Genomic DNA, 25,560 nt, shown 5'->3' with positions numbered 1-25,560 from the left:
TAGAATCTTGTGATAACTAAATTGGAGGTATATCATGACAAAAGTAGCAGTAGTATTTGCGGAAGGATTTGAAGAAATCGAAGCTTTGAGCCCAGTGGATGTCTTCCGCCGAGCAGGATTTGACTGTAGCATGCTTGGACTTGAAAGTGCGTCAGTAACTGGCTCACATGGGATTCAAGTTGCCATGGATGGCGTATTTGATGGCAATTTTGCGGATTATGATTTGGTTGTCCTTCCTGGAGGTATGCCTGGATCAACTAATCTACGCGACAACGAAACTTTGATTGCCTCTCTTCAAGAGGCTGCAAAAGCTGGAAAATACGTTGCTGCCATTTGTGCGGCACCAATTGTTCTCGAACGTGCTGGTCTTCTTGAAGGTCGCAAATTCACATGTTTCCCTGGTGTTGAAGAACAAATTGCATCTGGCGACCATCAAACTGATTTGGTGGTCGTTGATGGCAATATTGTCACAAGCCGTGGTGCCGGAACAGCATTGGCATTTGCATATGCCTTGGTTGATCTATTGGGCGGTGATGGTCAGCAGTTGGCTCATACTATGGTCTACGACAGATTGTTTCAATAAGATGATAATAGACATGTATCAAACAGATGGCCTAGTTATAGGCTAGAGAGACCTTAGCTTAGTTTTAAGAGCTTTGGTTTTTTCTTTTCTGCTTTGACATCTCGCTTGAAAATGGTTATAATAATCACAAATAACCTTTAAATGAGTCCAGAGAGGCTTAAAAGGTCGGACAGATTGAAACAGCAGGGTTCTCCTGTGATTTTTTGTGCGACCTTGCCATGTGGCGAGGTTTTTTTGATGATATTTTGCAGTTTAGAAAGGGTTGTCATGATATTAGTTGAAGATTTAACCATTGTGAGTCAGCGTGAGATTGCACCTCGTATTTTTGAGATGGTGCTTAAGGGAGAGATGGTTGCAGATATGCATGTTGGTCAGTTCGTCCACCTCAAGGTGCCAGACCCAAGCAAGCTCCTTCGTCGTCCGATTTCCATTTCAGAGATTGACTACGACAAGAAAGAGGCAACTATTGTCTATCGTGTGGAGCGTGAGGGAACAGCTATTCTGTCTAAGATGGTAGCTGGACAAACCATTGATACCATGGGCCCTCAGGGTAATGGTTTTGATATTTCTGTTATTGAGGCTGGGCAGAAAGCTCTCCTAGTTGGTGGAGGTATTGGTGTGCCACCTTTGGTTGAGACGGCTAAGCAGTTGAAGACTAAGGGAGTGGAAGTTGTATCAGTCATTGGTTTTGCCAATAAGGATGCCGTCATCTTGGAGGACAAGCTCAGAGCTTGTGGTGATGTTTATGTGACCACTGATGACGGTTCATACGGTATCAAGGGTTACGTTTCGACAGTTATTGATGGTTTCGACTGGACTCCAGATGCCGTTTACAGTTGCGGAGCTCCAGGCATGCTTAAATATGTCGATAGCAAGTTTGAAAATCATCCTCATGCCTATGTTTCTATGGAAGCTCGCATGGCTTGTGGTATGGGTGCTTGCTATGCCTGTGTGGTTCACGTTAAAGGAGAGTCGGACGCCAAAAATCTTCGTGTTTGTGAAGAGGGACCAGTCTTCCCTACCGGAAAAGTCATCGTCTAGGAGGTTACTATGTCAGAAATTAAATCAGAAAATCGTTTAGCTATTCGCCTTCCAGGACTCGATTTGAAGAATCCTATTATCCCAGCTTCTGGTTGCTTTGGCTTTGGTCAAGAGTATGCCAAGTATTACGATTTGGATAAACTAGGATCGATCATGATCAAGGCAACGACCGCCAACCCACGCTTTGGGAACCCGACACCACGTGTGGCTGAGACACCATCAGGCATGCTTAATGCCATTGGCTTGCAAAACCCTGGTGTTGATGCTGTCTTGTTTGAAAAACTCCCATGGTTACAGGAACATTATCCTGAGTTGCCAATCATTGCGAATGTGGCTGGATTTTCTAACGAAGAATATGCGGAAGTCTCTCACAAGATTTCCAAAGCTAGTAACGTCAAGGCAATTGAGCTCAACATCTCCTGTCCAAACGTGGATCATGGCAACAACGGCCTTCTCATCGGACAAGTCCCAGAACTTGCCTATGCAGCCGTAAAAGCCAGTGTTTCTCATTCTGATGTGCCCGTCTATGTCAAACTGACACCAAGCGTGGCTGACATCACAAGTGTTGCCAAGGCAGTCGAAGATGCCGGTGCGACAGGTTTCACCATGATTAACACCTTGGTCGGAACACGCTATGACTTGGCGACTCGCAAACCTATCATTGCCAATGGCCAAGGTGGTATGTCAGGCCCAGCTGTCTTTCCAGTAGCCCTTAAACTTATCCGCCAAGTTGCTCTAGCTTCAGACCTTCCAATTATCGGTATGGGGGGTGTTGACAGTGCCGAAGCGGCTATCGAAATGTTTATTGCTGGTGCCTCAGCCATCGGTGTCGGAACAGCCAACTTCGCAGATCCATATGCCTGCCCTAAAATCATTGACCGACTCCCTGAGGTTATGGACAAGTACGGCATCACAACTCTTGAGGACTTGCGTGAGGAAGTTCGAACAGACTTGTTGAAGAAATAGAATAAAAATAGCATTTTTAAGGAATTTAACAAAGCTATAATTACTTTCATCCCCCTTTGACATTCCATTATAAAAGCGCTATAATAGAACAAATTAAACTGAACCTTTAATCGAGTCCAGAGAGGCGAGAAAGGTGTGCTGAGATGCTACGGCATTACTAAGGGGTAGGGACTGCCCTATTTTCGTGCAACCTTCGCTGACTGGCGGAGGTTTTTTTGTGTGAAAGGATATAAGAAATGAGAGAAAATCGTCCTGTTATTGCCCTTGATTTCCCGACTTTTGAGGATGTGAAGGCATTCCTTGCTAAGTTTCCTGCTGATGAAAAGCTTTATGTGAAGATTGGTATGGAGCTTTACTATGCAGCTGGTCCAGAGATTGTTCGCTATGTTAAAGATCTTGGCCATAGTGTTTTCCTTGACCTTAAGCTTCACGATATTCCAAATACTGTGAAATCAGCCATGCGTGTCTTGTCTAACCTTGGCGTTGATATGACTAATGTGCATGCGGCTGGTGGTGTGGAAATGATGAAGGCTGCGCGTGAAGGCTTGGGATATGGTCCAATCTTGATTGCTGTAACACAGTTGACCTCTACCTCTGAAGAGCAGATGCGTGATTTTCAAAATATCCAAACCACACTTCAAGAATCAGTGGTTCATTATGCTAAGAAGACTGCTGAAGCGGGTCTTAATGGTGTTGTTTGCTCAGCACACGAAGTAGCAAAAATCAAAGAAGCAACAAATGAAGATTTCGTTTGTTTGACACCTGGTATTCGTCCATCAGGAGCAGCAGTTGGTGACCAAAAACGTGTCATGACACCTGCCGATGCCCATCAAATTGGTTCAGATTACATTGTCGTTGGTCGTCCAATTACACAAGCTGCCGATCCAGTAGCAGCTTATCACGACATCAAGGCCCAATGGAACGGTCAATAAATTTTCAAAAAGACCTTATTTCATAGGAAAATAGATGGAATTAGGTTATAATAAAGAGTAGAAAACGCTTTACGGAGGATAATAATTATGACATTAGCATCACAAATCGCATCTGACTTGCTCGATATCAAGGCTGTTTACCTTAAACCTGAAGAACCATTTACATGGGCATCAGGAATCAAATCGCCAATCTACACAGACAACCGTATTACTTTGTCTTATCCAGAAACTCGTACACTTATTGAAAATGGTTTTGTGGAAAAAATTAAGGAAGAATTTCCCGAAGTAGAAGTAATTGCAGGTACTGCAACTGCGGGTATTCCTCACGGTGCGATTATAGCTGACAAGATGAACCTTCCATTTGCCTACATCCGTAGCAAACCAAAAGATCACGGTGCTGGTAACCAAATCGAAGGTCGTGTGGTTAAAGGCGAAAAAATGGTTGTTGTTGAAGACTTGATTTCAACTGGCGGTTCAGTACTTGATGCTGTAGCAGCTGCAGAGCGTGAAGGGGCTGATGTCATCGGTGTTGTGGCTATCTTTACTTACGAATTGCCAAAAGCTGAGAAAAACTTTGCGGATGCCGGTGTGAAATTGGTCACTCTTTCAAACTACACTGAGTTGATTAAGGTTGCTAAAGTTCAAGGTTACATTACAGCAGACGGACTTCAACTCTTGAGGAAATTCAAAGAAAACCAAGAAACTTGGCAAGACTAGTTATCATGATTTAAGGTGGAACGTTTTAGGCGTTTCGCTTTTTTTAGTATAATTTAGGAAAAGATAAGCAGGGAGAGTATATGAGGACAATTAATGAGCAGTTAGATGCAACGGCAATGGATGAAGCTGTGCAAAATAAGATGGTCAGTCCCCGAGAACTAGTGTAGGCTACCATTCGTGAAGCAGAGAGGAGGAATCCCAAAATCAATGCTATCGTCAGTCAATGCTACGAGAAAGCATTGAAAGAAGCAGAAACTAGAGACTTTTCAGAAAGACCTTCAGCTGGTTTCCTTCAAGTCGCTGGAGCTCGCGTATATTATGACACAACTTTTCCAGCTGAAAAACGTATCTTATCAATTGACATTTTGGATCAAGAAACTGGTGTCTATAAACCGCTCAACACTAATGAAACTTACTACCTTGTAACGAATGACTTCTTGGCTGCTGGTGGCGATGGCTTCACAATGCTTGGTGGTCCACGTGAAGAGGCTCCTTCACTCGATACAGCCTTTGCTGATTACTTGACTCATGCAGATCTTACGAAATACGCAGTAATTAATCCTAATTCACGTACAATTTCTATTTCAAGTGCCGATTTTGCTGTTTTAAATAAGAAAGAGAATGCGGAAGATACAAGGGTTAATCCATTAAATACTATTGATCGAACTGTAGCTTCTAAAGTGTTAGAAAAAACTAAACCAGTAGTATCTAAAGTAGTAACAACACCTACCGGTAAAGCCTTCTTCGTTTCAACTTCAAACGAAACTCTTAAGGAAATTGAAAAGGTTACTGAAACTTTAGGCTAAACCGAAGAACTTCCTACAACAGGTGATAAGGCCTCACACGCTGGGCTCCTCGGACTTGGTATGTTGTTAACTCTCTTTGGAATTAGCGGAAAACACAAAGCTAAAGAGAAATACTAAGAAGTTTGCAGATAAAAATTAGAGTTAACCATTTGGCTAACTCTTTTTTGTTTTATTGTTGTTGCTATGTGTTTTTCGATACTGACTTGGTGTTTGGTCGTAATAGTGTTTAAATTGACGGTTGAAATTGGATAAATTATTAAAACCAACATTAGTAGCAATTTCCAAAACTGGTTTTACGCTATTGCGGAGCTCCTCACAAGCAGCATGTAGTCTTGCTTGAATGATAAATTCGGTACAAGAGGTGCCAGTATGTTGTTTAAAAATCGTCATAAAGTGTGTCTTACTATATCCCATGAGCTCTGACAACTTTTCAATCGTGAGATTTTCAGCATAATGTTGATTGATGTAATCAATGATTTCACGAATTTTATCATTTTTTCGATAATGATCATCAGAAGTTTTTCGCTTTACCAAACGATAGAAGTAGAGGAGGTAGATTAATTCTTCCAACTTTGACTTGAGAAGAAGTTCATAGTGACGATCTTTCTGACGAATCATCTTAAAAATCTCGAAAAGAAGTGCTTTTATTTCCGTATAACCCTCGTCTGATGGTCTTAGACATTGTTTAAACTTAAAATTGGAATTCTGTAAGGGCTGAAGATATCGGAGACTAAGCAGATCCACCAGAGACTGTCCCAACATATCCAAATGAAAATGAAGGGTGTCAGTATGATGAGACTGATTATCTATGGGATGAATCGAATGAAGCTCATTAGGACCTATCAAAAAAATATCTCCAGCCTGACTGTCAAAATAGTCATAATCAATATGATAGCGAGCTGTCCCCTCATAAACGTACTGAATCTCAAGCTCAGGATGCCAATGAAAAAGGATATCAGGACGTCCATTTTCAACCTTGATTTCCGTCAGTCGAAACGGAAGCAGATTATCGTCAAAATCTATCAAATGTTTAAAATCAGTATCAGTAGCTGCTTGACTCATGGTAAACCTTTCAAAATCATAGGATAGTACCATGATAGCATTTTATTTCTTAAAAAGCATGAGTTAATCGTCTTATGATATAGATATATTTTTTACATAATTTTATTTCTGTATTTAAGGTATGTAAAGTAAAAAGATGATGCAACATCTTTTTACATAAATTTAGTTATGTTTATTTCCCTAGGCAGAACTGACTAAAGAGTTGCGTAATGAGTTCATCCGGTGCGGCGTCACCGGTAATTTCGCCAAGAATTTCCCATGTGCGAGTCATATCAACTTGTAATAGGTCAACAGGCATACCTAATTCAAGTCCTTGATTGACGGCTTCAAGACTTTCAAGCGCCCTTTCAATGAGTGAAATATGTCGTGCATTTGAGAGATAAGTAGCATCTTTTTCCACTAAGCCAGCATTATCAAAGAAGAGTTGGTTGATGCGATCTTCGATTTTGTCAATGTTTTCATTCTTGAGGACTGAAATCGGAATGACATCTTCAGGAAGCTCTTCCATTTGGATTGCTTGTGGAAGGTCAGTTTTATTTAGGAGAATGATACGATTGCTATTTTTGCTAATTTCGAGTAATGTACGGTCTTGCTCAGTTAGCGGTTCGGAGCTATTAAGGACAAGAAGAACCAGGTCAGCCTCTTCAAGAGCTTTCTTAGAACGCTCAACACCAATTTTTTCGACCACATCATCTGTGTCACGAATACCAGCGGTATCAATTAACTTAAGAGGAACACCCTTAATATTAACGTATTCTTCAATAACATCACGGGTAGTCCCTTCAATATCAGTAACGATAGCTTTCTCTTCACGTAGGAGATTGTTGAGAAGACTAGATTTTCCGACATTAGGACGGCCTATGATTGCTGTCGAAAGACCTTCTCGTAGGATTTTCCCTCGTTTGGCAGTAGCAAGAAGATTTTCTAGAAGTGCTTGAAAATCTTGAGTCTTTTCACGTACAAGAGCTGTAGTAACTTCTTCAACATCATCATACTCTGGGTAATCAATATTCACCTCGACTTGAGCCAAAGTGTTAAGGATTTCTTGGCGAGTGTTGTTAATGAGATCCTTGAGCGAACCATCAAGTTGGGAAACGGCAACGGCCATAGCCTTATCAGTTTTAGCACGAATCAAATCCATGACAGCTTCGGCCTGGGTCAAGTCCACACGACCATTCAAGAAGGCACGTTTGGTAAATTCCCCTGGTTCAGCCATACGAGCTCCAGAACGAATTAGGAGTTGAAGGATTTCATTAGTAACAGCGACACCACCATGTGTGTTGATTTCCACGACATCCTCGCGTGTAAAGGTCTTTGGTGCACGCATCACACTGACCATGACTTCATCAATGGTTTCATCATTTTCCACGATATGACCGTAATTGATAGTATGTGAAGCGACCGTTTCTAAATTTTTTCCTTTGAAAACCTTATTAGCAATAGCAACAGCATCGGTTCCAGATAAGCGAACAATACCAATAGCACCTTCACCTAAAGGCGTTGAAATTGCAGTAATCGTATCAAATTCTTTAGTAATTGACATAATTATTCCTTTGGATTTTTTCTGTATCAGTTTTAAAATGATTTAATTTCATTGTAACGCAAAAGACCAGTGGGAGCAAGGATTGGTGCCGATAAAGCCAAGAAAAAAGAGCCTGAGCTCTTTTTGTTTATTTGTGGCGTTCAAAGTATGATTTGGTTTCTTTAATGATGATTGGTGAGAGGACTAGGAGGGCAATCAAGTTAGGCAATGCCATCAATCCGTTTACGATATCCGCAATTTTCCAAACAACATCAAGTGTGAGGTAACCACCAAGAGCAACCATAACCACAAAAATGAGGCGGTAGAGTGGAAGGAATTTCGTTGATTTGAAAATGAATTCGAAACAACGTTCACCGTAGTAAGACCAACCCAAGATTGTTGTAAAGGCAAAGAGAACCAAAGAAAGTGTTAAGGCAATTTCACCAAATGTACCAAAAACAGAAGAGAAGGCCGCTTGTGTCATTGGGGCACCTTCTAGGCTACCTGACCATTGACCAGTTACAAGGATAGCAAGACCAGTAAGTGTACAGATGATAATCGTATCAATGAAAGTACCTGTCATTGAAATCAAACCTTGGTCAACAGGTTCTTCGGTCTTAGCAGCAGCTGCAGCGATAGGAGCTGATCCAAGACCTGACTCATTTGAGAAGACACCACGCGCAATACCAAGACGCATTGCAACCATGACTGTTGCACCAGCAAAACCACCTACAGCTGCTTTACCAGTAAAGGCAGATTGGAAGACTGTTTCAAGGACTGGAAGAAGTTGACTAAAGTTAGTAATGATAACCACAAGAGCTGCTAGGATATAAAGTCCAGCCATAAATGGTACGACCTTTTCAGAAACTTTAGAGATAGATTGGATACCACCAAAAATGATGGCAGCAGTAATAAGAGCTAAGATAACACTGACAATTTTTGGTGACCAATCAAAGCTGTTTTGAAGAGATGATGTGATTGAGTTTACTTGAGAGAAAGTACCAATCCCCAACCATGCAACTAGGACACCTGCAAAGGCAAAGAAGTAGGCCAAAGGTTTAGCAATAGTTTGCCATTTCCCAGAAAAACCGTGTGTAATGTAATACATTGGACCACCAGAAACATTACCCTGGTCATCAAGTGTACGGAATTTAATAGCCAAAAGACCTTCGGAATATTTGGTTGCCATACCAAAGAAAGCGGCAATCCACATCCAGAAAAGGGCACCAGGTCCACCAGTTTTGATGGCAGTAGCTACACCGACAATGTTACCTGTACCAACAGTTGCAGCAAGAGCCGTTGCGAGGGCTGCAAAACTAGAAATATCACCTTCCCCTTTATCTTCAGCAAAGATAAGTTTAAAGGCTTTAGGCAGACGAATGATTTGCAAAAGTCCAAGACGAAGCGTAAGGTAAATCCCAGTTCCTACAAGAAGGACCAAAAGGGGTGGACCCCAGACAAAATCATCAATGGTAGTAAAAAAGTCTAACATGAATGTAACAATCTCCTTTAACCGAGACGTCAAAAAAGAGGTTTGGCTTAACCAGACCTCTGAGAAAACAAAGCTATTACTACAAGTTAAAAACTTGCGATGCTTTCTGTCCTTTTACCTGAGAGTTTCGGTTGTTACCCCTTGCCCCTTCGGTGTCTTGTTTACAGCTAAGGCTGTTTCAAGATCTCTCCAGAAGTCCGTCAATCACCAGTCTTCCTGATGACATCACTCGGTTCTTATTTTATTGTGGTTCTATCTTATCGAAAAAACCGAACAGTGTCAACACTAATTTTCATCAAAACTATAAAAAACCGAATATTATACTGAAGAATGCCTTTCATCAAAACCTAGAAAAGCCTGGAATAACAATCATGTTAAGCAAATAACCTCCCAATAAAAACAAACGATTATTTGCTAAAGTTATTTCACACTCATTATGAATAGAGTCTGCATTTTCATTCAAAAAATGATAAAATAGTAGAGCTTATTTTTGAGAATGGAGAATATGATGAACCCATTATTAACTGGTATGAATGACAAACAGGCCGAAGCAGTTCAAACGACTGAAGGCCCTCTTTTGATTATGGCTGGTGCAGGATCTGGGAAGACACGTGTGCTTACCCACCGCATTGCCTACCTTATCGACGAGAAAATGATCAATCCCTGGAATATCCTAGCCATCACCTTTACCAATAAGGCTGCCCGTGAGATGCGTGAGCGTGCTATGGCTTTAAATCCAGCAACTTCAGAAACCTTGATTGCGACCTTCCATAGCATGTGTGTGCGAATCCTTCGTCGTGAAGCGGACCATATTGGATACAACCGAAACTTTACTATCGTAGATCCTGGGGAACAACGTACTTTGATGAAACGTATTCTAAAGACTCTTAATCTTGATCCTAAGAAGTGGAATGAACGTGCCATCTTAGGGACGATTTCCAACGCCAAAAATGATTTATTGGATGAAGTGGCCTATGAGCACCAGGCTGGTGATATGTACACCCAAATCGTTGCTAAATGTTATAAGTCCTATCAGGAAGAGCTCCGTCGTAGCGAAGCCATGGATTTTGACGATTTGATTATGATGACTTTACGTCTCTTTGACAAAAATCCTGATGTTCTCGCCTATTATCAGCAGCGTTATCAGTACATTCACGTGGATGAGTACCAAGATACCAACCATGCTCAGTATCAGTTGGTAAAACTCTTAGCATCTCGCTTCAAGAATATCTGTGTCGTAGGTGATGCGGACCAATCAATCTACGGTTGGCGTGGGGCTGATATGCAGAACATCCTTGATTTTGAGAAGGACTATCCTGAAGCCAAGGTAGTTCTCTTGGAGGAAAACTACCGTTCAACCAAGAAGATTCTCCAGGCGGCCAACGAAGTCATCAAGAACAACCGCAACCGCCGTCCTAAGAAACTTTGGACTCAAAATGATGACGGTGAACAGATTGTTTATTACCGTGCTAACGATGAGCGTGATGAAGCTATATTCGTAGCTTCAACAATCGACAATATCGTCCGTGAAGAAGGCAAGAATTTCAAAGACTTCGCTGTTCTTTACCGTACCAATGCTCAGTCTCGTACTATTGAGGAAGCCTTGCTCAAGTCTAATATTCCTTATACAATGGTTGGTGGGACAAAATTCTACAGCCGTAAAGAGATTCGTGATGTTATTTCTTATTTGAACTTGATTGCCAACCCTTCAGATAACATCAGTTTTGAACGTGTCGTCAATGAACCTAAACGCGGAGTTGGGCCTGGTACGCTTGAAAAGATTCGTACCTTTGCCTATGAGCAAAACATGAGTCTCCTAGATGCTTCAGCGAATATTATGTTGTCTCCTATTAAGGGAAAAGCAGCTCAAGGCGTTTACGATTTCGCTAACACGATTCTGAACCTACGTGAACAGTTGGATGGGCTAAGCATTACCGAGACTGTAGAAGCTATTTTAGACAAGTCTGGTTATCTGGATGCTCTGTCCATGCAACAAACGCTTGAAAGCCAAGCACGCATTGAAAATATCGAAGAGTTCATGTCTGTAACCAAGAATTTTGACGAAACTAATACAGATGTTACTGAAGACGAGACAGGCATTGACCGTTTAGGCCGTTTTTTGAACGATTTGGCTTTGATTGCTGATACGGACGATGGTGATATGGAAGCAGCAGAAGTAACCTTGATGACTCTTCATGCTGCTAAAGGACTTGAATTCCCAGTCGTCTTTCTTATCGGTATGGAAGAGGGAGTCTTCCCTTTGTCTCGTTCTTCAGAGGATCCAGAAGAACTCGAAGAAGAGCGTCGCTTAGCTTACGTAGGTATCACTCGGGCGGAAGAGATTCTTTTCCTTACCAACGCTAATACGCGTACGCTTTTTGGTAAGACCAGCTATAATCGCCCTAGCCGTTTCTTGCGTGAAATTTCAGATGATTTATTACAATATCAAGGTCTAGCACGTCCAGCCAATTCATCATTTGGTGTTCGTTTTACAAAGGAAGAGCCAACACAATTTGGTCAAGGCATGAGTTTACAACAAGCGCTTCAGACCAGAAAAGCAAATGCACAACCTCAAAGGCATACTGGCGCTCAGCCATTTTCAAAAGCTACTGGCGGACTACCTTTTGGTAAGGCTTCAGACTCTGGAAATTCAGCTACTGATTGGGAAATCGGAGATATTGCTCACCACAAGAAGTGGGGAGATGGTACCGTTCTAGAAGTAACTGGAAGTGGCAAGACACAGGAACTTAAGATAAAATTCCCAGAAGTTGGACTTAAAAAAGTCTTGTCAAGCGTAGCACCTATTGTGAAGAAATAGAAAGGGACCGAAAGGTCCTTTTTATAAGCCCTCCCTATCACATTGATAAAACATTTCTATTAGACAGCTGGCTTTTCTGGGTGTAGAATGAAGGCAACTTTTGTTTTGGAGGACACCCATATGTCACGAGAATTTTCATTTGAAACCTTACAATTACACGCTGGACAAACACCTGACAAGGAAACAAAATCACGTGCTGTTCCAATTTACCAAACGACTTCATATGTTTTTGACGATGCTCAAGAAGGTGAAGATCTTTTTGCCCTTAGAAAACCGGGTAATATTTACACACGTATTACCAATCCAACAGTAGCAGTACTTGAAGAACGTATTGCAGCCCTCGAAGGTGGTGTTGGTGCCTTGGCTACGGCTTCAGGTATGGCTGCAATCACCTATGCAATCCTTGGCTTGGCACATGCTGGTGATCATGTTGTTGCTGCGACAACCCTCTATGGCGGGACATTCAATCTCTTAAAAGAAACTCTTCCACGCTATGGTGTCACAACAACTTTTGTAGATGTTGACAATCCTGAAGAAATTGAAGCTGCTATCAAAGATAATACCAAACTTGTCTTGATTGAGTCTTTGGGTAATCCGCTTATCAACATTCCTGATTTTGAAAAGATTGCTGAGATTGCTCACAGTCATAATATTCCATTGGTTGCTGACAATACTTTTGGTACTCCATATCTCATCAATGTTATCACCCATGGTGTAGATATCGTGGTTCATTCTGCGACGAAGTTTATCGGTGGACATGGAACAACCATCGGAGGCCTTATCGTCGATTCTGGTAAATTTGACTGGGAAGCTTCAGGAAAATTCCCACAGTTGGTTGAAGAAGACCCATCTTACCACAATATCAGCTATACACGTGATGTTGGTCCAGCAGCATTTATCACTGCCCTTCGTACCCAACTTTTGCGTGACACAGGAGCTGCCTTAGCACCTTTCAATGCTTTCTTACTTTTACAAGGACTTGAAACACTTTCACTTCGTGTCGAACGCCGCGTCGAAAATGCTAAAAAGATCGTAGACTTTTTGGAAAATCATCCAAAAGTTGAAAAAGTTAACTATCCTGGATTACCATCAAGTCCTTACTATGATTTGGCACAAAAATACTTCCCTAAAGGACCAGGTTCTATTTTCACTTTCCATGTTAAAGGTGGACAAGACGAAGCACGTACCGTAATTGATAATCTTGAAATCTTCTCAGATTTAGCTAACGTTGCTGATGCAAAATCTTTGGTGGTGCACCCTGCAACAACAACTCACCAACAATTGGCAGAAGCTGATTTACTAGCTTGTGGTGTCACTCCAAATCAAATTCGTATCTCAGTTGGTTTGGAAAACGCAGATGATTTGATTGAAGATTTAAAACTAGCTCTTGATAAAATCTAAGTATTTCAATACAAAATGATTTAGCCAGCTCTTTAGCTGGTTTTTTGTTATACTATCCCTATGAAATTTGTTTTTGATTTGGATGGAACCCTATGTTTTGATGGTATGACCATGTCGAAAGACCTACAAAAGGTTCTTTTAACTGCACCAAAATACGGGCATGACATTATTTTTGCAACAGCACGCTCTTACAGAGATTGTCTTAGTATTTTAGAAGGAGAATTGAGAAAGCTGACAGTAGTTGGCTTAAACGGTGGTGAAGTCTTTCAAGATGAATGTTTAGTATCACAATACACAATACCTTCTTCTGCTCTAAGAACGATTGTTAGCTACTGTGATACTTATAATCTCCCTTATTTTATTGATGATACCTTTAATTATGCTATTCAAAATCCTGAGAAAATCCCTTTTCTTTCAAATGTTGATCCATTAAACAAAGCAAGGATTTTGCCTGTTCATGAACTTAATGAGCCTATCAAAGTTGTTATTCCACTTGTAGAGCATGAAGATATACGTGAAGACCTTATCTTTAATCTAAACAAACTGGAATGTTTAGACCTTACTTACCATGATATCGAAAGGTGTCTTTACATTAATACTAAAGGTGTGAGCAAGGCTAGTACTGTTTTAAACCACTTTGGTAAAGACTTTGTAGCTTTTGGAAATGATCAAAATGATATTTCTCTTTTCAAAAATGCTATATATGGAGTGCAAATTGATGATTATCCCTACCTAAAAAACTTTGCGGATGAGGTTATTCCTGCAATTAATGCAGTTATTGCTGAAAAAATTAGACTACTGTTTGAAAAGTTCTAAACAAATGCTTAGGCTTATTGCTATATTTACAGTACAATAGTAAAAAAAGTATTGGAGGACTAACATGCCAACATTTATTGGAAAACCAGTTACAGTAGCAGAAGACAAACAACTTCAAGTTGGAGATACCTTGCGTGACTTTAACTTGACCACAACAGATTTGACGAAAAAATCACTTTCAGAATTCGATGGAAAGAAAAAAGTTATCTCTATTGTTCCATCAATCGATACTGGTATTTGTTCAACTCAAACACGTACCTTTAACAAGGAATTGTCAGAACTAGATGATACTGTAGTTATCACTATTTCAGCGGACCTACCATTTGCACAAGCTCGTTGGTGTGGTGCTGAAGGTCTTGAAAATGCCATTATGCTTTCTGACTACTATGATAATAGTTTTGGTAAAGATTATGGTGTTCTTATTGAAGAATGGCACTTGTTAGCGCGTGCCGTTTTAGTGGCAGATGCTGACAACAAGATTACTTATGTCGAATATTTGGACAATATCAATACTGATTCAAACTATGAAGCGGCAGTAGCAGCAGTTAAGAGCTTATAAAAAAGAGGTACAGGTCTCTTTTTTATTTTGCCTTTCTTACAGTTTTTACTTGCAAAAGTATTAGCTTCTTGCTATTATTGTATAGCAATACTCAATACGGATAGTAAAATATAAAAAAGGAGATTCAATGTCTGAAAAAGAAAGACCTCAACTGATTATCGATTACGAAGCTAATACAGACAAACTTGTTCGTTTAGGCGATGTTGTTGATCAATTTAAAGGAAAAGCTGTCCCAGCTAAGGCAGAACCTGGTGAATTTGCTGTCATTAATCTATCGGATATGACACCTAACTGTATTGCCTACGATGACCTTAAAACATTTTCTGAGGAACGCCGCAAACTTTTACGATTTCTCTTAGAAGATGGAGATGTTCTTATTGCATCTAAGGGAACTGTACAAAAAGTTGCTGTTTTCGAAGATCAGGACAAGCGAGAAGTTGTCGCCTCATCAAATATCACAGTATTAAGACCTAAGGAAAAACTCCGTGGTTTCTACATCAAGTTTTTCCTTGAGACAGAGATTGGTCGTACCTATTTAGACTATGCTGATAAGGGAAAGGCTGTCCTAAATTTATCGACGGCTGACCTCTTAGACATCAAAATTCCTGAGATACCAATTGTGAAGCAAGATTACCAAATTGCTGCCTACCTACGTGGGCGTGCTGATTACCACCGTAAGATGATTCGTGCAGAGCAAGAGTGGGAAAACATCCAGCATAATGTCACAGAAGCCCTATTTGGAAATTAATCAAAAGCCATCAAACTAGGATTTGTTGGTCTTTTTTTATTATTCTCGTGTATAATGGTAGTAGTAAATATGTTATTAGGAGGTCATTATGACTACCAACACTATAGATTTATCACAACCCGTCGCAACCATCATTAAAGAGCATCCAGAGGTTAAGGAGTTACTGATTGATCTTGGTTTTAAGCCCTTGTCCAACCCTGCTATGCTAAATACTGTTGGTAAGGTAACCAGTATAAAAGCTGGCTCTAAGTTAGCTAACATTCCCTTGGACAAAATCAAGCAAACCTTACTGTTCAATGGTTATGATGTCATCGGAGACTAACATGGAAAATAATCGTATTCAAATACTCAAAGAAATACTCCTAGATTTACACCATGGAGCCAGTCCTGAAAGTGTTCAAGAACGCTTCAATCAACACTTCAAGGGAGTATCTGCTCTTGAAATCTCTATGATGGAGCATGAATTGATGTCATCTGAAGATGGGGTTACCTTTGAAGATGTTATGAGCCTCTGCAATGTCCACGCTAACCTCTTTAAAGGAGCAATTGCAGATGTGGAAGTGGCGGATGCTGATCAAGAGGGCCACCCTGTCTATGTTTTCAAGCAAGAAAATCTAGCGCTTCGTTCAGCCATACTCCGTATCCGACGTATCATTGAAAACATTAGTAAGCCTGAAAATGAAGATTTCAAATCTGACCTACTCAATGGGCTTAGACATCAGATGTCTTTATTGGGACAATTCCATAACCATTACACACGTAAAGAAAAGCTCTTCTTTCCAATTATGGAACGTCATGGCCATGACTCCCCTCCAAAAGTGATGTGGGGAGTAGATGATGATATCCGAAAACTTTTTAGAGCAGCAGAAGCTAAATTAAAAGAACTTCCAGATACTGATTTAGAAGAATTTTCAAAGTCCTTTGAAGCTTTCTCAGAAGAATTTGAAGCCATGATTTTCAAAGAAGAGGCTATCTTACTTATGATTCTGCTTGAAACCTTCACGCAAGACGATTGGCTTTCGATTGCCGAAGAAAGCGATGCCTATGGCTATGCAATAATAAAACCTACAGCTGTCTGGAAACCTAAGCGTGAACGTTTTGAGGAGGTAAATGCTGATACATCGCAAGAACAATCTGAACTAAGTAGTGACGAACGTCTGGATAATACCCGAATTATTGACACTCCCGAAGGGCAGTTCACCATCAGCTTCACTCCAAAACCAAAAACTGAAACTGTCGTAGATAGAGAAACGACTCAGCCTTTTGGCAATGGTTATCTTTCTGTGGAGCAGGCCAATCTCATTCTTAACCATCTTCCTTTGGAAATCACTTTCGTCAATAAAGACGATATTTTCCAGTACTATAATGATAATGTTCCAGCCAATGAGATGGTCTTTAAACGAACACCTAGCCAAATTGGACGAAACGTTGAACTTTGTCATCCGCCAAAAGTGCTTGAAAAGGTCAAGAAAATCTTTGAATTACTAAGAAGAGGGGAGCGTGACCAAGTTCCAATGTGGTTCAAATCTGAACGTTTAGGAAAATTCGTTTATGTTACCTATGCAGCTGTCAGGGATAACCAGGGGGATTTTCAAGGTGTCTTAGAGTATGTGCAAGATATTCAGCCTTTCTTTGAACTGGAAAGCGACCTTAATAGAGATATCGATTAAAAAAGCTAGCAGACCTGCGATTGCGTATGACTATTATACTTAAGAGGTTAGAGACTTTGCTCTCTGCCTCTTTATATTTCTACCTAGCTCTTTAGGATTGCTTTTGATATAATTAAAAGTATGATTTCAGGAATTATTAATCTAAAAAAAGAGGCTGGAATGACCAGTCATGATGCTGTTTTTAAACTACGCAAAATATTACATGAGAAAAAAATTGGGCACGGAGGAACTCTTGATCCAGATGTTACTGGTGTTCTACCTATAGCGGTTGGAAAAGCTACTCGTGTTATTGAATACATGACTGAAGCAGGTAAAGTCTATGAGGGCGAAATCACCATTGGATTTTCAACAACTACCGAGGATGCTAGTGGAGATGTCGTTCAAACAACTCCAATAACAGAGCTAGATGAAGTAACTGTCGATCAGGCAATGGCTAGTTTTGAGAGAGAAATCACACAAATTCCTCCTATGTACTCAGCGGTTAAGGTCAACGGAAAGAAACTTTATGAGTACGCACGCGCTGGTGAAGAAGTAGAGCGTCCACAACGTCAAGTGACAATTACCGAGTTTGTCCGTACCTCTCCTATTGAATTGGAAAACAACACCGCAAAATTCACCTTCCGTGTTGCTTGTAGTAAGGGTACTTATGTCCGTACCTTATCTGTCGATTTGGGTGCTAAGCTCGGCTACGCAAGTCATATGTCTGCTCTTCGTCGAACAGCTTCAGCTGGTCTAACCTTAGATAAGGCATTAACTCTCTCACAAATCTCAGAAATGGTAGAAGCAGGGGATACGTCCTTTCTCCTTCCCATTGAATTCGGTGTTCAGGATTTGCCGGCAGTACAAGTCAATGAAGATGATGCCAAAGAAATCTCATTTGGTCGCTTTATTTCAATTGATAGCCAAGAGCCTTTGGTTGCGGCCTTTTTAGGAGACAAAGTACTAGCCATCATGGAAAAGCGAAATCAAGTTTATAAACCTAGAAAAGTATTAAGTCAATGAAAATAACTTCTATTAACGATTATAAAGATATCCATCAGGATAAGGAAACTGTCCTGGTCTTAGGCTATTTCGATGCGCTTCATCGTGGTCATAAGGTCCTTTTTGATAAGGCACGCCAGATTGCTGACGACAAACAGCTTGAAGTAGCTGTCCTTACCTTTAATGAAAGTCCTCAACTGACTTTTCAACGGTATACGGATGATCTCCTTCTGCACATTACAGCACCTCAAAGACGTTGTGATCTTTTTGAAGCCTATGGAACAGATCAGCTTTATTTAACAGATTTTAATAGTGATTTTGCTCGAACAAGTTCTGACGACTTCATTGCTCGTTATATTAAGCGTTTGAAAGCTCAAGAGGTTGTAGTGGGCTTTGATTACAAGTTTGGACACCATCGAACAGATGCGGACTATTTAGCTCGAAATTTTTCTGGAAGGGTACATGTCATTGAAGAACAACAAAGTGATGGTGAAAAGATTTCATCAACCCGTGTTCGCCAGTTGATTAGAGAAGGTAAGGTTAAAGAGGCAAATTACCTCTTGGGTCATGAATTCTCTACACGGGGTATTGTGGTCCACGGAGATGCTCGTGGACGCACTATTGGTTTTCCAACGGCAAATCTGGCACCAATTGATAGAACCTATCTCCCAGCTTATGGGGTTTACGTTGCTGATGTTGTCATTGATGGAAAACGCTATCGTTCTATGACTAGTCTAGGAAAAAATGTCACCTTTGGTGGTACGGAGTTACGTCTTGAAGCCAATATCTTTGATTTTGAAGGTGATATTTATGGAAAAACAATCGAAGTTTTCTGGTTAGATTATATCCGTGATATGATCAAGTTCAATAATATAGACGATCTATGCAACCAACTGGAAGCGGATAAAAAAATCGCGGAAAAATTTTAAGAAAGCGTAGCCAAAACTAATCAAATAATGTATAATGTTTTAGGAATGTTAAAGTGAAAGGGGTGTTTGCATGGTAACTTTATTTTTATCACCTAGCTGCACCAGCTGTAGAAAGGCACGAGCCTGGTTGACCAATCATGAAGTTGCTTTTGACGAACACAATATCATCACGAGCCCATTAACTCACGATGAGTTGATGAAGATTTTGTCTTACACGGAAAATGGTACTGAAGATATCATTTCAACTCGTTCCAAAGTCTTTCAGAAGTTGAATATTGATGTGGATAATTTGACAATTAAGGAACTCATTCAATTGATTTCTGAATATCCCAATCTTCTTCGTCGACCTATCATTATGGATAACAAACGTATGCAAATCGGTTTTAACGAAGATGAAATTCGTGCCTTTTTGCCTCGTGATTATAGAAAGCAAGAACTGCGTCAAGCGACCATTCGTGCTGAAATTAAGGGTAACAATGACTAAAGGAAATTATTACTACCCACTCGATCCATCATGGAGCACTGAGGAAATCACCACAGTGCTTCATTTTTTGAGTCAGGTAGAAAAAGCATATGAGAGTAAGGTTGACCGTGATCAGCTCTTGCAGGCCTATAAGGCGTTTAAAACAGTTGTTCCAGGAAAGGCACCTGAAAAGCAACTAGACAAGGCCTTTGAAGAAGCTAGCGGTTTTTCAACCTATCAAGCTGTCAAAGCTGCTAAAGCAAAAGATAAAGGATTTGTATCACTTGGAAAATAAACTGATTTTCGCCAAAGAAATCATCAAAGAAGCTGGTGCTTTTATTAAAGAAAGTTTAAGCAAAACAATCACAGTCGAAGAAAAGACGGCTTTTGATGATTTAGTTACTAATATTGACAAACAAACACAAGATTTACTCGTGGCACGTATTAAATCTTCCTTTCCTTCAGACAATATTTTTGCTGAAGAAAATGGCTTGGTGCATAATATCAAAGATGGGAACGTCTGGGTCTTGGATCCTATTGATGGAACGGTCAATTTTATTGTCCAACAAGATAATTTTTGTGTGATGATTGCCTACTATGAAGAGGGGCAAGGGAAATTTGGTCTCATTTATAACGTCATGGCTGATCAACTTTTCTATGGTGGTGGCCAGTTTGATGTGTATTGTAATGACAAATTGCTTCCAGCCTATAAAAGTCGACCTTTAGACCGGTGCCTAGTCGCTAGCAATGGAGCGATGTATGCTAAAAATTTTCACGGTTTAAAAGACCTTATTGATAAGACCTTGGGTGTTCGTGTCTACGGTGGTGCTGGTTTAAGCATGTCAAAAGTCCTATCTGGTCAAATTTTAGCTTACTTTTCAGTTATTTACCCTTGGGACTATGCTGCAGCAAGTATTATGGGAGAAAAATTGGGTTATCATCTTGAGACCATTACCGGAGAACCACTGGATTATTCTAGTCGTCAAGCTGTAATGCTTGTGCCTAAAGACAGACTTGAAGAAATCAAGGATATTATGGGCTCAGAAAATTAATTTAAAACAAAAAAACATACTGGACAAATCAGAACAGCAAGTTCTCTTGGTTAGTCCAGTTTTTTGATAGAAAGGAAACTATGCAATTTCCATCAGACTTTATAGAAAAATATAATAACCTCCTTGGAGATGAAGCGAAGGACTTCTTTGCATCTTTTGACCAAGAAGCCGTGTCCGCCTACCGTACTAACCCTCTGAAAAAGCAACAGAAGGACTTTTCTGATGCTATTCCTGAAACACCTTGGGGCCATTACGGTAAAATTTCTGGAAAATCTGCCGATCATGCAACTGGTTTGGTTTATTCTCAGGAACCGGCTGCTCAAATGGTTGCTCAAGTGGCAGCTCCGGCCAAGGGAAGTCGTGTCTTAGACTTGGCAGCTGCTCCAGGCGGAAAGTCTACTCATCTTCTAAGCTACTTAGATAATACTGGACTGCTCGTCAGCAATGAAATCAATCCAAAGCGTAGTAAAATTCTGGTTGAAAACATAGAACGTTTTGGGGCGAGAAATGTTGTTGTGACTAACACGTCAGCTGATAAGCTAGCCAAAGTTTTCAAAAATTACTTTGATACGATTGTCTTTGATGGACCCTGTTCTGGTGAAGGAATGTTCCGCAAGGATCCTGAAGCAATCCAATATTGGCACAAGGATTATCCTAGTGAACTGGCACAATTGCAGAAGGATATTCTGTCAGACGGATTGAAGATGCTCGCTCCTGGTGGTCAATTGATCTACTCAACCTGTACCTGGTCTCCTGAGGAAAACGAAGGGGTTGTCGCTTGGATTTTAGAAAATTACCCTGATCTTAAATTAGTGCAAATCCCTAAATGGAACGGCATGAGAGGTGGGATTGATTTTCCAGAAACAGCTCGAATGTATCCACACCATTTCAAAGGTGAAGGCCAGTTTGTAGCAAAATTCCAGGATAAACGCGTCCCTGAGCAGACACGTATCAAAGAAGGAAAATCTAACCTAAATAAGGAGCAGAAGCAACATTGGGAAGATTTTGCAAAAAAACACCTTAAGACTAGTCTAAATGGTTTACTCCAAGTTTTTGGGGACAATCTCTATCTGCTTCCTAAGGGACTTCCAGATCTTTCTAAAGTAAAAATCGCTCGTAACGGTCTGCATCTTGGTATCTTCAAGAAAAAACGTTTCGAACCAAGTTTTGCTCTTGGAATTGCGTTAACCTCTGATGAAGTTGTTTCAAGTATAGAGCTAACTCAAGACCAGTTTGCCCAATACGTTTCTGGTAATGTGGTTACTCTAGATCAAACACATCCTAACGGTTGGTATCAGCTTTTAGTGGACGGCAATGGTTTTGGATTTGCCAAAATCGTTGGAAACACGGTTAAAAACTACTATCCTAAAGGATTAAGATTTCACATTTAAGAACCTGTAACCAAACTTTAATATGACTTAATTATCTTATACTTGGTATAATTATATAGATGTCTTTTAATAGCATATATATAAGACACTATCTTACTTATGTTACAAAATGTCGGAGGACAAAAATGAAAAAAACAAAAGTCCTTGCAGTGATTCTGTCACTGGCAATGGCCATGCTAGTCTTAACTGGCTGTGCCTCTTGGATTGACCGTGGCCAGTCCATTACAGCAGTTGGTTCTACGGCCCTTCAACCCTTAGTGGAGGCGGCAGCAGATGGGTTCGCTGAAAAGAACCCTGAGAATATCGTTAACGTCCAAGGTGGTGGTTCTGGTACTGGACTTTCTCAGGTACAATCCGGTGCCGTTCAAATCGGAAACAGTGACCTTTTTGCCGAGGAAAAATCTGGAATAGATGCCAGTAAGCTTGTTGACTATCAAGTTGCCGTTGCAGGGATTGCAGTTATTACAAACAAAGAAGTCTCTGTAGATAACTTGACAACAGAACAACTGCGTAAGATTTTCACTGGTGAAATCACAAACTGGAAACAGCTTGGTGGTAAAGACCTAGAGATTACTATTATTAACCGTGCAGCTAGCTCAGGATCGCGCGCAACTTTCGATGCAGTGATTATGGATGGTAAATCACCAATCCGTACCCAAGAGCAAGATTCTAACGGTATGGTTAAGTCAATCGTTGCTCAGACACCAGGTGCTATTTCATACCTATCATTTGCTTACCTTGATGATTCTGTTAAAACATTGAAGTTAAATGGATTTGAACCCAAAGCTGAAAATGTTGCAACTAACGATTGGCCGATTTGGTCCTACGAACATATGTATACCAAGGGGAAACCGGATAGCTATACCAAACAATTCTTAGATTACATGATGAGTGACGAAGTCCAAGAAAACGTCGTCGCAAAAATGGGTTACATTTCCATTCATAGCATGAAAGTTACCAAGGATGCTGATGGTAAAGTCTCAAAAAAGAGTGAGGAGTAAGCATGAAAAATGAAGAATTGGTGAAACAATTAACATCACCCTCTAAAAATTCACGCCTCGAGAAGTTTGGTAAAACAATCACTTTCCTTTGCCTGGCCTTGATTGTTTTCATCGTGGCCATGATTTTACTTTTCGTTGCTCAAAAAGGGTTGGCGACTTTCTTTGTCAATAAAGTTAGCTTGGTCGAGTTTCTCTTTAGTGGTGATTGGTCACCATCTGAAGGCAAATTCGGAGCTCTACCAATGATTTTGGGATCATTCGTAGTGACTTTACTTTCAGCCTTGGTTGCAACCCCATTTGCCATTGGAGCAGCCATCTTTATGACTGAAATTTCTCCGAAAGGGGCTAAATTCCTACAACCCGCCATCGAACTTTTGGTCGGGATTCCATCTGTTGTATATGGATTCATTGGTCTCCAAGTCGTGGTTCCATTTGTTCGCTTAATTTTTGGTGGAACAGGTTTTGGTATTCTTTCAGGTACCTTTGTCTTGTTCGTCATGATTCTACCAACCGTAACCTTTATGACAACAGATACACTTCGTGCAGTGCCTCGTCACTATCGTGAAGCTAGTCTAGCAATGGGAGCTACACGTTGGCAAACGATTTGGCGTGTGACACTTAATGCGGCTAAACCAGGTATTTTCACGGCCGTTATCTTCGGTATGGCCCGTGCCTTTGGTGAGGCTCTAGCCATCCAAATGGTTGTCGGAAATTCCGCAGTGATTCCAACTTCTTTAACGACACCAGCAGCAACATTGACATCTGTCTTGACTATGGGAATCGGGAATACAGTCATGGGTACTGTTTCAAACAATGTCCTTTGGTCTCTCGCCTTGGTGCTCTTATTGATGAGTCTTGGTTTTAATATGTTGGTGAAATTCATTACCCGTGAGAGAAAGAGAAATTATGAACGCTAAAAAAATTGATAAAATTGCCATCAGCACGCTTTATGTGATTGCTGGCATTATTGTAACAATCCTGGCAGCCTTGATTCTCTATATCTTGGTTCGCGGGATACCACACATCAGCTGGTCATTCCTGACTAGTCGATCATCTTCCTACAAAGCTGGTGGAGGAATTGGGGTTCAACTCTACAATTCATTCTTCCTTTTGGTTATTACCTTGATTATTTCTGTGCCTCTTTCAATGGGAGCTGGCATCTTCTTATCAGAATATGCTAAAAAAGGACGACTTACCAACTTTGTCCGTACCTGTATTGAAATCCTATCTTCACTACCTTCAGTGGTGGTCGGACTCTTTGGTTATTTGATTTTCGTTGTCCAATTTCAGTATGGATTTTCAATCCTATCAGGTGCCTTGGCCTTAACTGTCTTTAACTTGCCACAAATGACTCGTACGGTTGAAGATAGCTTAAGAACCGTTCACCATACTCAACGTGAAGCTGGTCTAGCTCTAGGCTTGTCTCGATGGGAAACTGTCTGTCACGTTGTTGTTCCAGAAGCCTTACCTGGTATTGTTACTGGTATCGTTCTTGCTTCTGGTCGTATTTTCGGGGAAGCAGCAGCACTTATCTATACAGCAGGTCAATCTGCACCAGCACTTAACTGGAGCGACTGGAATCCGCTTAGTATCTCTAGTCCAATCTCGATTTTCCGCCAAGCAGAAACACTTGCTGTTCACATCTGGAAGGTCAACTCAGAAGGTACGACACCTGATGCCACTGCAGTATCTGCTGGTTCAGCAGCAGTACTCCTGATTTTCATTTTGATTTTCAATTTTGGTGCACGTCGTTTGGGAGCTTACCTCCATAAGAAATTAACATCCGCTTAAAGGAGTTATCATGACAAAATATAATTGGGACGAGCGTCATATTATCACCTTCCCAGAGAAGGAGCTCGCTCTTGAAACAAAGGACTTACATGTCTATTATGGTCAAAAAGAAGCCATCAAAGGTATCGACATGCAATTCGAGAAAAATAAAATTACGGCTCTTATTGGGCCTTCAGGATGCGGGAAATCAACCTTTCTTCGTAGCCTAAACCGTATGAATGATACGATTGATATTGCTAAGGTTACTGGACAAATCCTTTATCAAGGCGTCGATGTTAACGCAAGTAATATCAATGTTTATGAAATGCGTAAACATATTGGAATGGTTTTCCAACGTCCAAATCCATTCGCCAAGTCTATTTACAGAAATATCACCTTTGCTCACGAACGTAAAGGTGTAAGAGATAAGCAAACCTTGGACGAGATTGTTGAAACATCACTTAAGCAAGCTGGACTTTGGGATCAAGTTAAAGATGACCTTCATAAATCTGCCTTTACCCTTTCAGGTGGTCAGCAACAACGTCTTTGTATTGCAAGAGCTATTGCTGTGAAACCGCAGATTCTCCTCATGGACGAACCTGCAGCTTCATTGGACCCTGTAGCTACTATGCAGCTCGAAGAGACCATGTTTGAACTTAAGGAAGATTACTCTATTATCATCGTGACGCACAATATGCAACAAGCAGCGCGTGCTAGTGATTATACAGCATTCTTCTACCTTGGTGATCTTATCGAATATGATGAAACCAAGAAAATCTTCCAAGACGCTGCCCTACAGTCGACCAATGACTATGTATCAGGACGTTTTGGATAGAAAGG

The 25,560-nt window shown here is 40.6% G+C and carries 25 protein-coding genes, 1 pseudogene and 1 riboswitch; of the genes and pseudogenes, 23 read left to right on the top strand and 3 right to left on the bottom strand.

The features are described 5' to 3' along the window. Positions 1-34: 34 nt before the first annotated feature. From ADF62_RS04035 to ADF62_RS09935, 6 genes and pseudogenes are all read left to right on the top strand, one after another. Positions 35-583, top strand: coding sequence for a DJ-1 family glyoxalase III (locus ADF62_RS04035; protein ID WP_048788152.1), 549 nt, complete (start codon positions 35-37; stop codon positions 581-583). A 267-nt stretch (positions 584-850) separates the two neighbouring features. Next, complete coding sequence (locus ADF62_RS04030) at positions 851-1,624, top strand: dihydroorotate dehydrogenase electron transfer subunit (protein ID WP_048788151.1); 774 nt, start codon at positions 851-853, stop codon at positions 1,622-1,624. A 9-nt stretch (positions 1,625-1,633) separates the two neighbouring features. After that, the gene (locus ADF62_RS04025; protein WP_048788150.1) at positions 1,634-2,590 is read left to right on the top strand and encodes a dihydroorotate dehydrogenase; all 957 of its coding nucleotides are present in this window, start codon (positions 1,634-1,636) and stop codon (positions 2,588-2,590) included. Between the two features lie 236 nt (positions 2,591-2,826). Further along, positions 2,827-3,522 (top strand): orotidine-5'-phosphate decarboxylase, encoded by a 696-nt coding sequence (gene pyrF, locus ADF62_RS04020; RefSeq protein ID WP_003093014.1) that lies wholly within the window; start codon positions 2,827-2,829, stop codon positions 3,520-3,522. An 87-nt stretch (positions 3,523-3,609) separates the two neighbouring features. Further along, positions 3,610-4,239, top strand: coding sequence for an orotate phosphoribosyltransferase (gene pyrE, locus ADF62_RS04015; protein WP_003092477.1), 630 nt, complete (start codon positions 3,610-3,612; stop codon positions 4,237-4,239). A gap of 275 nt (positions 4,240-4,514) precedes the next feature. Then, positions 4,515-5,162 (top strand): annotated as a pseudogene (locus ADF62_RS09935) (5'-nucleotidase C-terminal domain-containing protein); the annotation flags it as partial. Positions 5,163-5,198: 36 nt separating this feature from the next. Here the strand turns inward: ADF62_RS09935 and ADF62_RS04005 are convergent. The 3 genes from ADF62_RS04005 to ADF62_RS03995 form a co-directional block, all read right to left on the bottom strand. Continuing rightward, positions 5,199-6,140, bottom strand: coding sequence for an AraC family transcriptional regulator (locus ADF62_RS04005; RefSeq protein ID WP_082162582.1), 942 nt, complete (start codon positions 6,138-6,140; stop codon positions 5,199-5,201). Positions 6,141-6,279: 139 nt separating this feature from the next. Then, on the bottom strand, positions 6,280-7,650 hold the full coding sequence (mnmE, locus tag ADF62_RS04000) for a tRNA uridine-5-carboxymethylaminomethyl(34) synthesis GTPase MnmE (protein ID WP_048788148.1): 1,371 nt from the start codon (positions 7,648-7,650) through the stop codon (positions 6,280-6,282). A 127-nt stretch (positions 7,651-7,777) separates the two neighbouring features. Continuing rightward, positions 7,778-9,121 carry an alanine/glycine:cation symporter family protein gene (locus ADF62_RS03995; RefSeq protein ID WP_048788147.1) on the bottom strand — a complete coding sequence of 448 codons (1,344 nt, stop codon included), beginning with the start codon at positions 9,119-9,121 and terminating at the stop codon, positions 7,778-7,780. A gap of 96 nt (positions 9,122-9,217) precedes the next feature. After that, a riboswitch (glycine riboswitch) is annotated at positions 9,218-9,324 on the bottom strand. 305 nt (positions 9,325-9,629) lie between these two features. Between ADF62_RS03995 and pcrA the strand changes: the two genes are divergently transcribed. The 17 genes from pcrA (at position 9,630) to pstB (ending at position 25,555) form a co-directional block, all read left to right on the top strand. After that, entirely contained in the window at positions 9,630-11,939 is a 2,310-nt protein-coding gene (pcrA, locus tag ADF62_RS03990) for a DNA helicase PcrA (RefSeq protein ID WP_048788146.1), read from the top strand. Positions 11,940-12,059: 120 nt separating this feature from the next. Further along, complete coding sequence (locus ADF62_RS03985; RefSeq protein WP_003092642.1) at positions 12,060-13,340, top strand: O-acetylhomoserine aminocarboxypropyltransferase/cysteine synthase family protein; 1,281 nt, start codon at positions 12,060-12,062, stop codon at positions 13,338-13,340. Positions 13,341-13,400: 60 nt separating this feature from the next. Then, positions 13,401-14,156 (top strand): HAD hydrolase family protein, encoded by a 756-nt coding sequence (locus ADF62_RS03980; protein ID WP_048788145.1) that lies wholly within the window; start codon positions 13,401-13,403, stop codon positions 14,154-14,156. A gap of 64 nt (positions 14,157-14,220) precedes the next feature. Further along, entirely contained in the window at positions 14,221-14,715 is a 495-nt protein-coding gene (gene tpx, locus ADF62_RS03975) for a thiol peroxidase (protein WP_048788144.1), read from the top strand. Positions 14,716-14,842: 127 nt separating this feature from the next. Further along, positions 14,843-15,463 carry a restriction endonuclease subunit S gene (locus ADF62_RS03970; RefSeq protein ID WP_048788143.1) on the top strand — a complete coding sequence of 207 codons (621 nt, stop codon included), beginning with the start codon at positions 14,843-14,845 and terminating at the stop codon, positions 15,461-15,463. Positions 15,464-15,551: 88 nt separating this feature from the next. Then, positions 15,552-15,785 carry a DUF1858 domain-containing protein gene (locus ADF62_RS03965; protein ID WP_003097182.1) on the top strand — a complete coding sequence of 78 codons (234 nt, stop codon included), beginning with the start codon at positions 15,552-15,554 and terminating at the stop codon, positions 15,783-15,785. A gap of 1 nt (position 15,786) precedes the next feature. Then, positions 15,787-17,133 (top strand): DUF438 domain-containing protein, encoded by a 1,347-nt coding sequence (locus ADF62_RS03960; RefSeq protein ID WP_048788142.1) that lies wholly within the window; start codon positions 15,787-15,789, stop codon positions 17,131-17,133. 120 nt (positions 17,134-17,253) lie between these two features. Continuing rightward, positions 17,254-18,135 carry a tRNA pseudouridine(55) synthase TruB gene (truB, locus tag ADF62_RS03955; protein ID WP_003097180.1) on the top strand — a complete coding sequence of 294 codons (882 nt, stop codon included), beginning with the start codon at positions 17,254-17,256 and terminating at the stop codon, positions 18,133-18,135. After that, positions 18,132-19,043: a bifunctional riboflavin kinase/FAD synthetase gene (locus ADF62_RS03950; protein ID WP_003097179.1), complete on the top strand. Its 912-nt coding sequence runs from the start codon at positions 18,132-18,134 to the stop codon at positions 19,041-19,043. Before truB ends, ADF62_RS03950 begins: the two co-directional genes overlap by 4 nt. A gap of 70 nt (positions 19,044-19,113) precedes the next feature. Beyond that, positions 19,114-19,527, top strand: a complete 414-nt coding sequence (locus ADF62_RS03945) for a Spx/MgsR family RNA polymerase-binding regulatory protein (RefSeq protein ID WP_003097178.1) — start codon at positions 19,114-19,116, stop codon at positions 19,525-19,527. Continuing rightward, on the top strand, positions 19,520-19,801 hold the full coding sequence (locus tag ADF62_RS03940; RefSeq protein WP_003097177.1) for a UPF0223 family protein: 282 nt from the start codon (positions 19,520-19,522) through the stop codon (positions 19,799-19,801). The genes ADF62_RS03945 and ADF62_RS03940 overlap by 8 nt, the downstream gene beginning before the upstream one ends. Further along, a complete protein-coding gene (locus tag ADF62_RS03935; protein ID WP_037621466.1) occupies positions 19,791-20,558 on the top strand; it encodes an inositol monophosphatase family protein in 768 nt (255 codons plus the stop codon). The genes ADF62_RS03940 and ADF62_RS03935 overlap by 11 nt, the downstream gene beginning before the upstream one ends. An 80-nt stretch (positions 20,559-20,638) precedes the next feature. Beyond that, complete coding sequence (locus ADF62_RS03930) at positions 20,639-21,949, top strand: RsmF rRNA methyltransferase first C-terminal domain-containing protein (protein ID WP_003097175.1); 1,311 nt, start codon at positions 20,639-20,641, stop codon at positions 21,947-21,949. Positions 21,950-22,074: 125 nt separating this feature from the next. Further along, on the top strand, positions 22,075-22,950 hold the full coding sequence (locus tag ADF62_RS03925; protein WP_048788141.1) for a phosphate ABC transporter substrate-binding protein PstS family protein: 876 nt from the start codon (positions 22,075-22,077) through the stop codon (positions 22,948-22,950). A gap of 2 nt (positions 22,951-22,952) precedes the next feature. After that, positions 22,953-23,867: a phosphate ABC transporter permease subunit PstC gene (gene pstC / locus ADF62_RS03920; protein ID WP_002890959.1), complete on the top strand. Its 915-nt coding sequence runs from the start codon at positions 22,953-22,955 to the stop codon at positions 23,865-23,867. Further along, a complete protein-coding gene (gene pstA / locus ADF62_RS03915; protein ID WP_003092751.1) occupies positions 23,857-24,741 on the top strand; it encodes a phosphate ABC transporter permease PstA in 885 nt (294 codons plus the stop codon). The genes pstC and pstA overlap by 11 nt, the downstream gene beginning before the upstream one ends. 10 nt (positions 24,742-24,751) lie before the next feature. After that, entirely contained in the window at positions 24,752-25,555 is an 804-nt protein-coding gene (gene pstB / locus ADF62_RS03910) for a phosphate ABC transporter ATP-binding protein PstB (RefSeq protein ID WP_003092580.1), read from the top strand. Positions 25,556-25,560: the final 5 nt, after the last annotated feature.

The organism is Streptococcus sp. 1004_SSPC (assembly GCF_001069025.1).
GTDB lineage: Bacteria > Bacillota > Bacilli > Lactobacillales > Streptococcaceae > Streptococcus > Streptococcus vestibularis.
The sequence above is the reverse complement of the archived record's forward strand: the minus strand, read 5'-3'. Positions and strand labels throughout refer to the sequence as shown.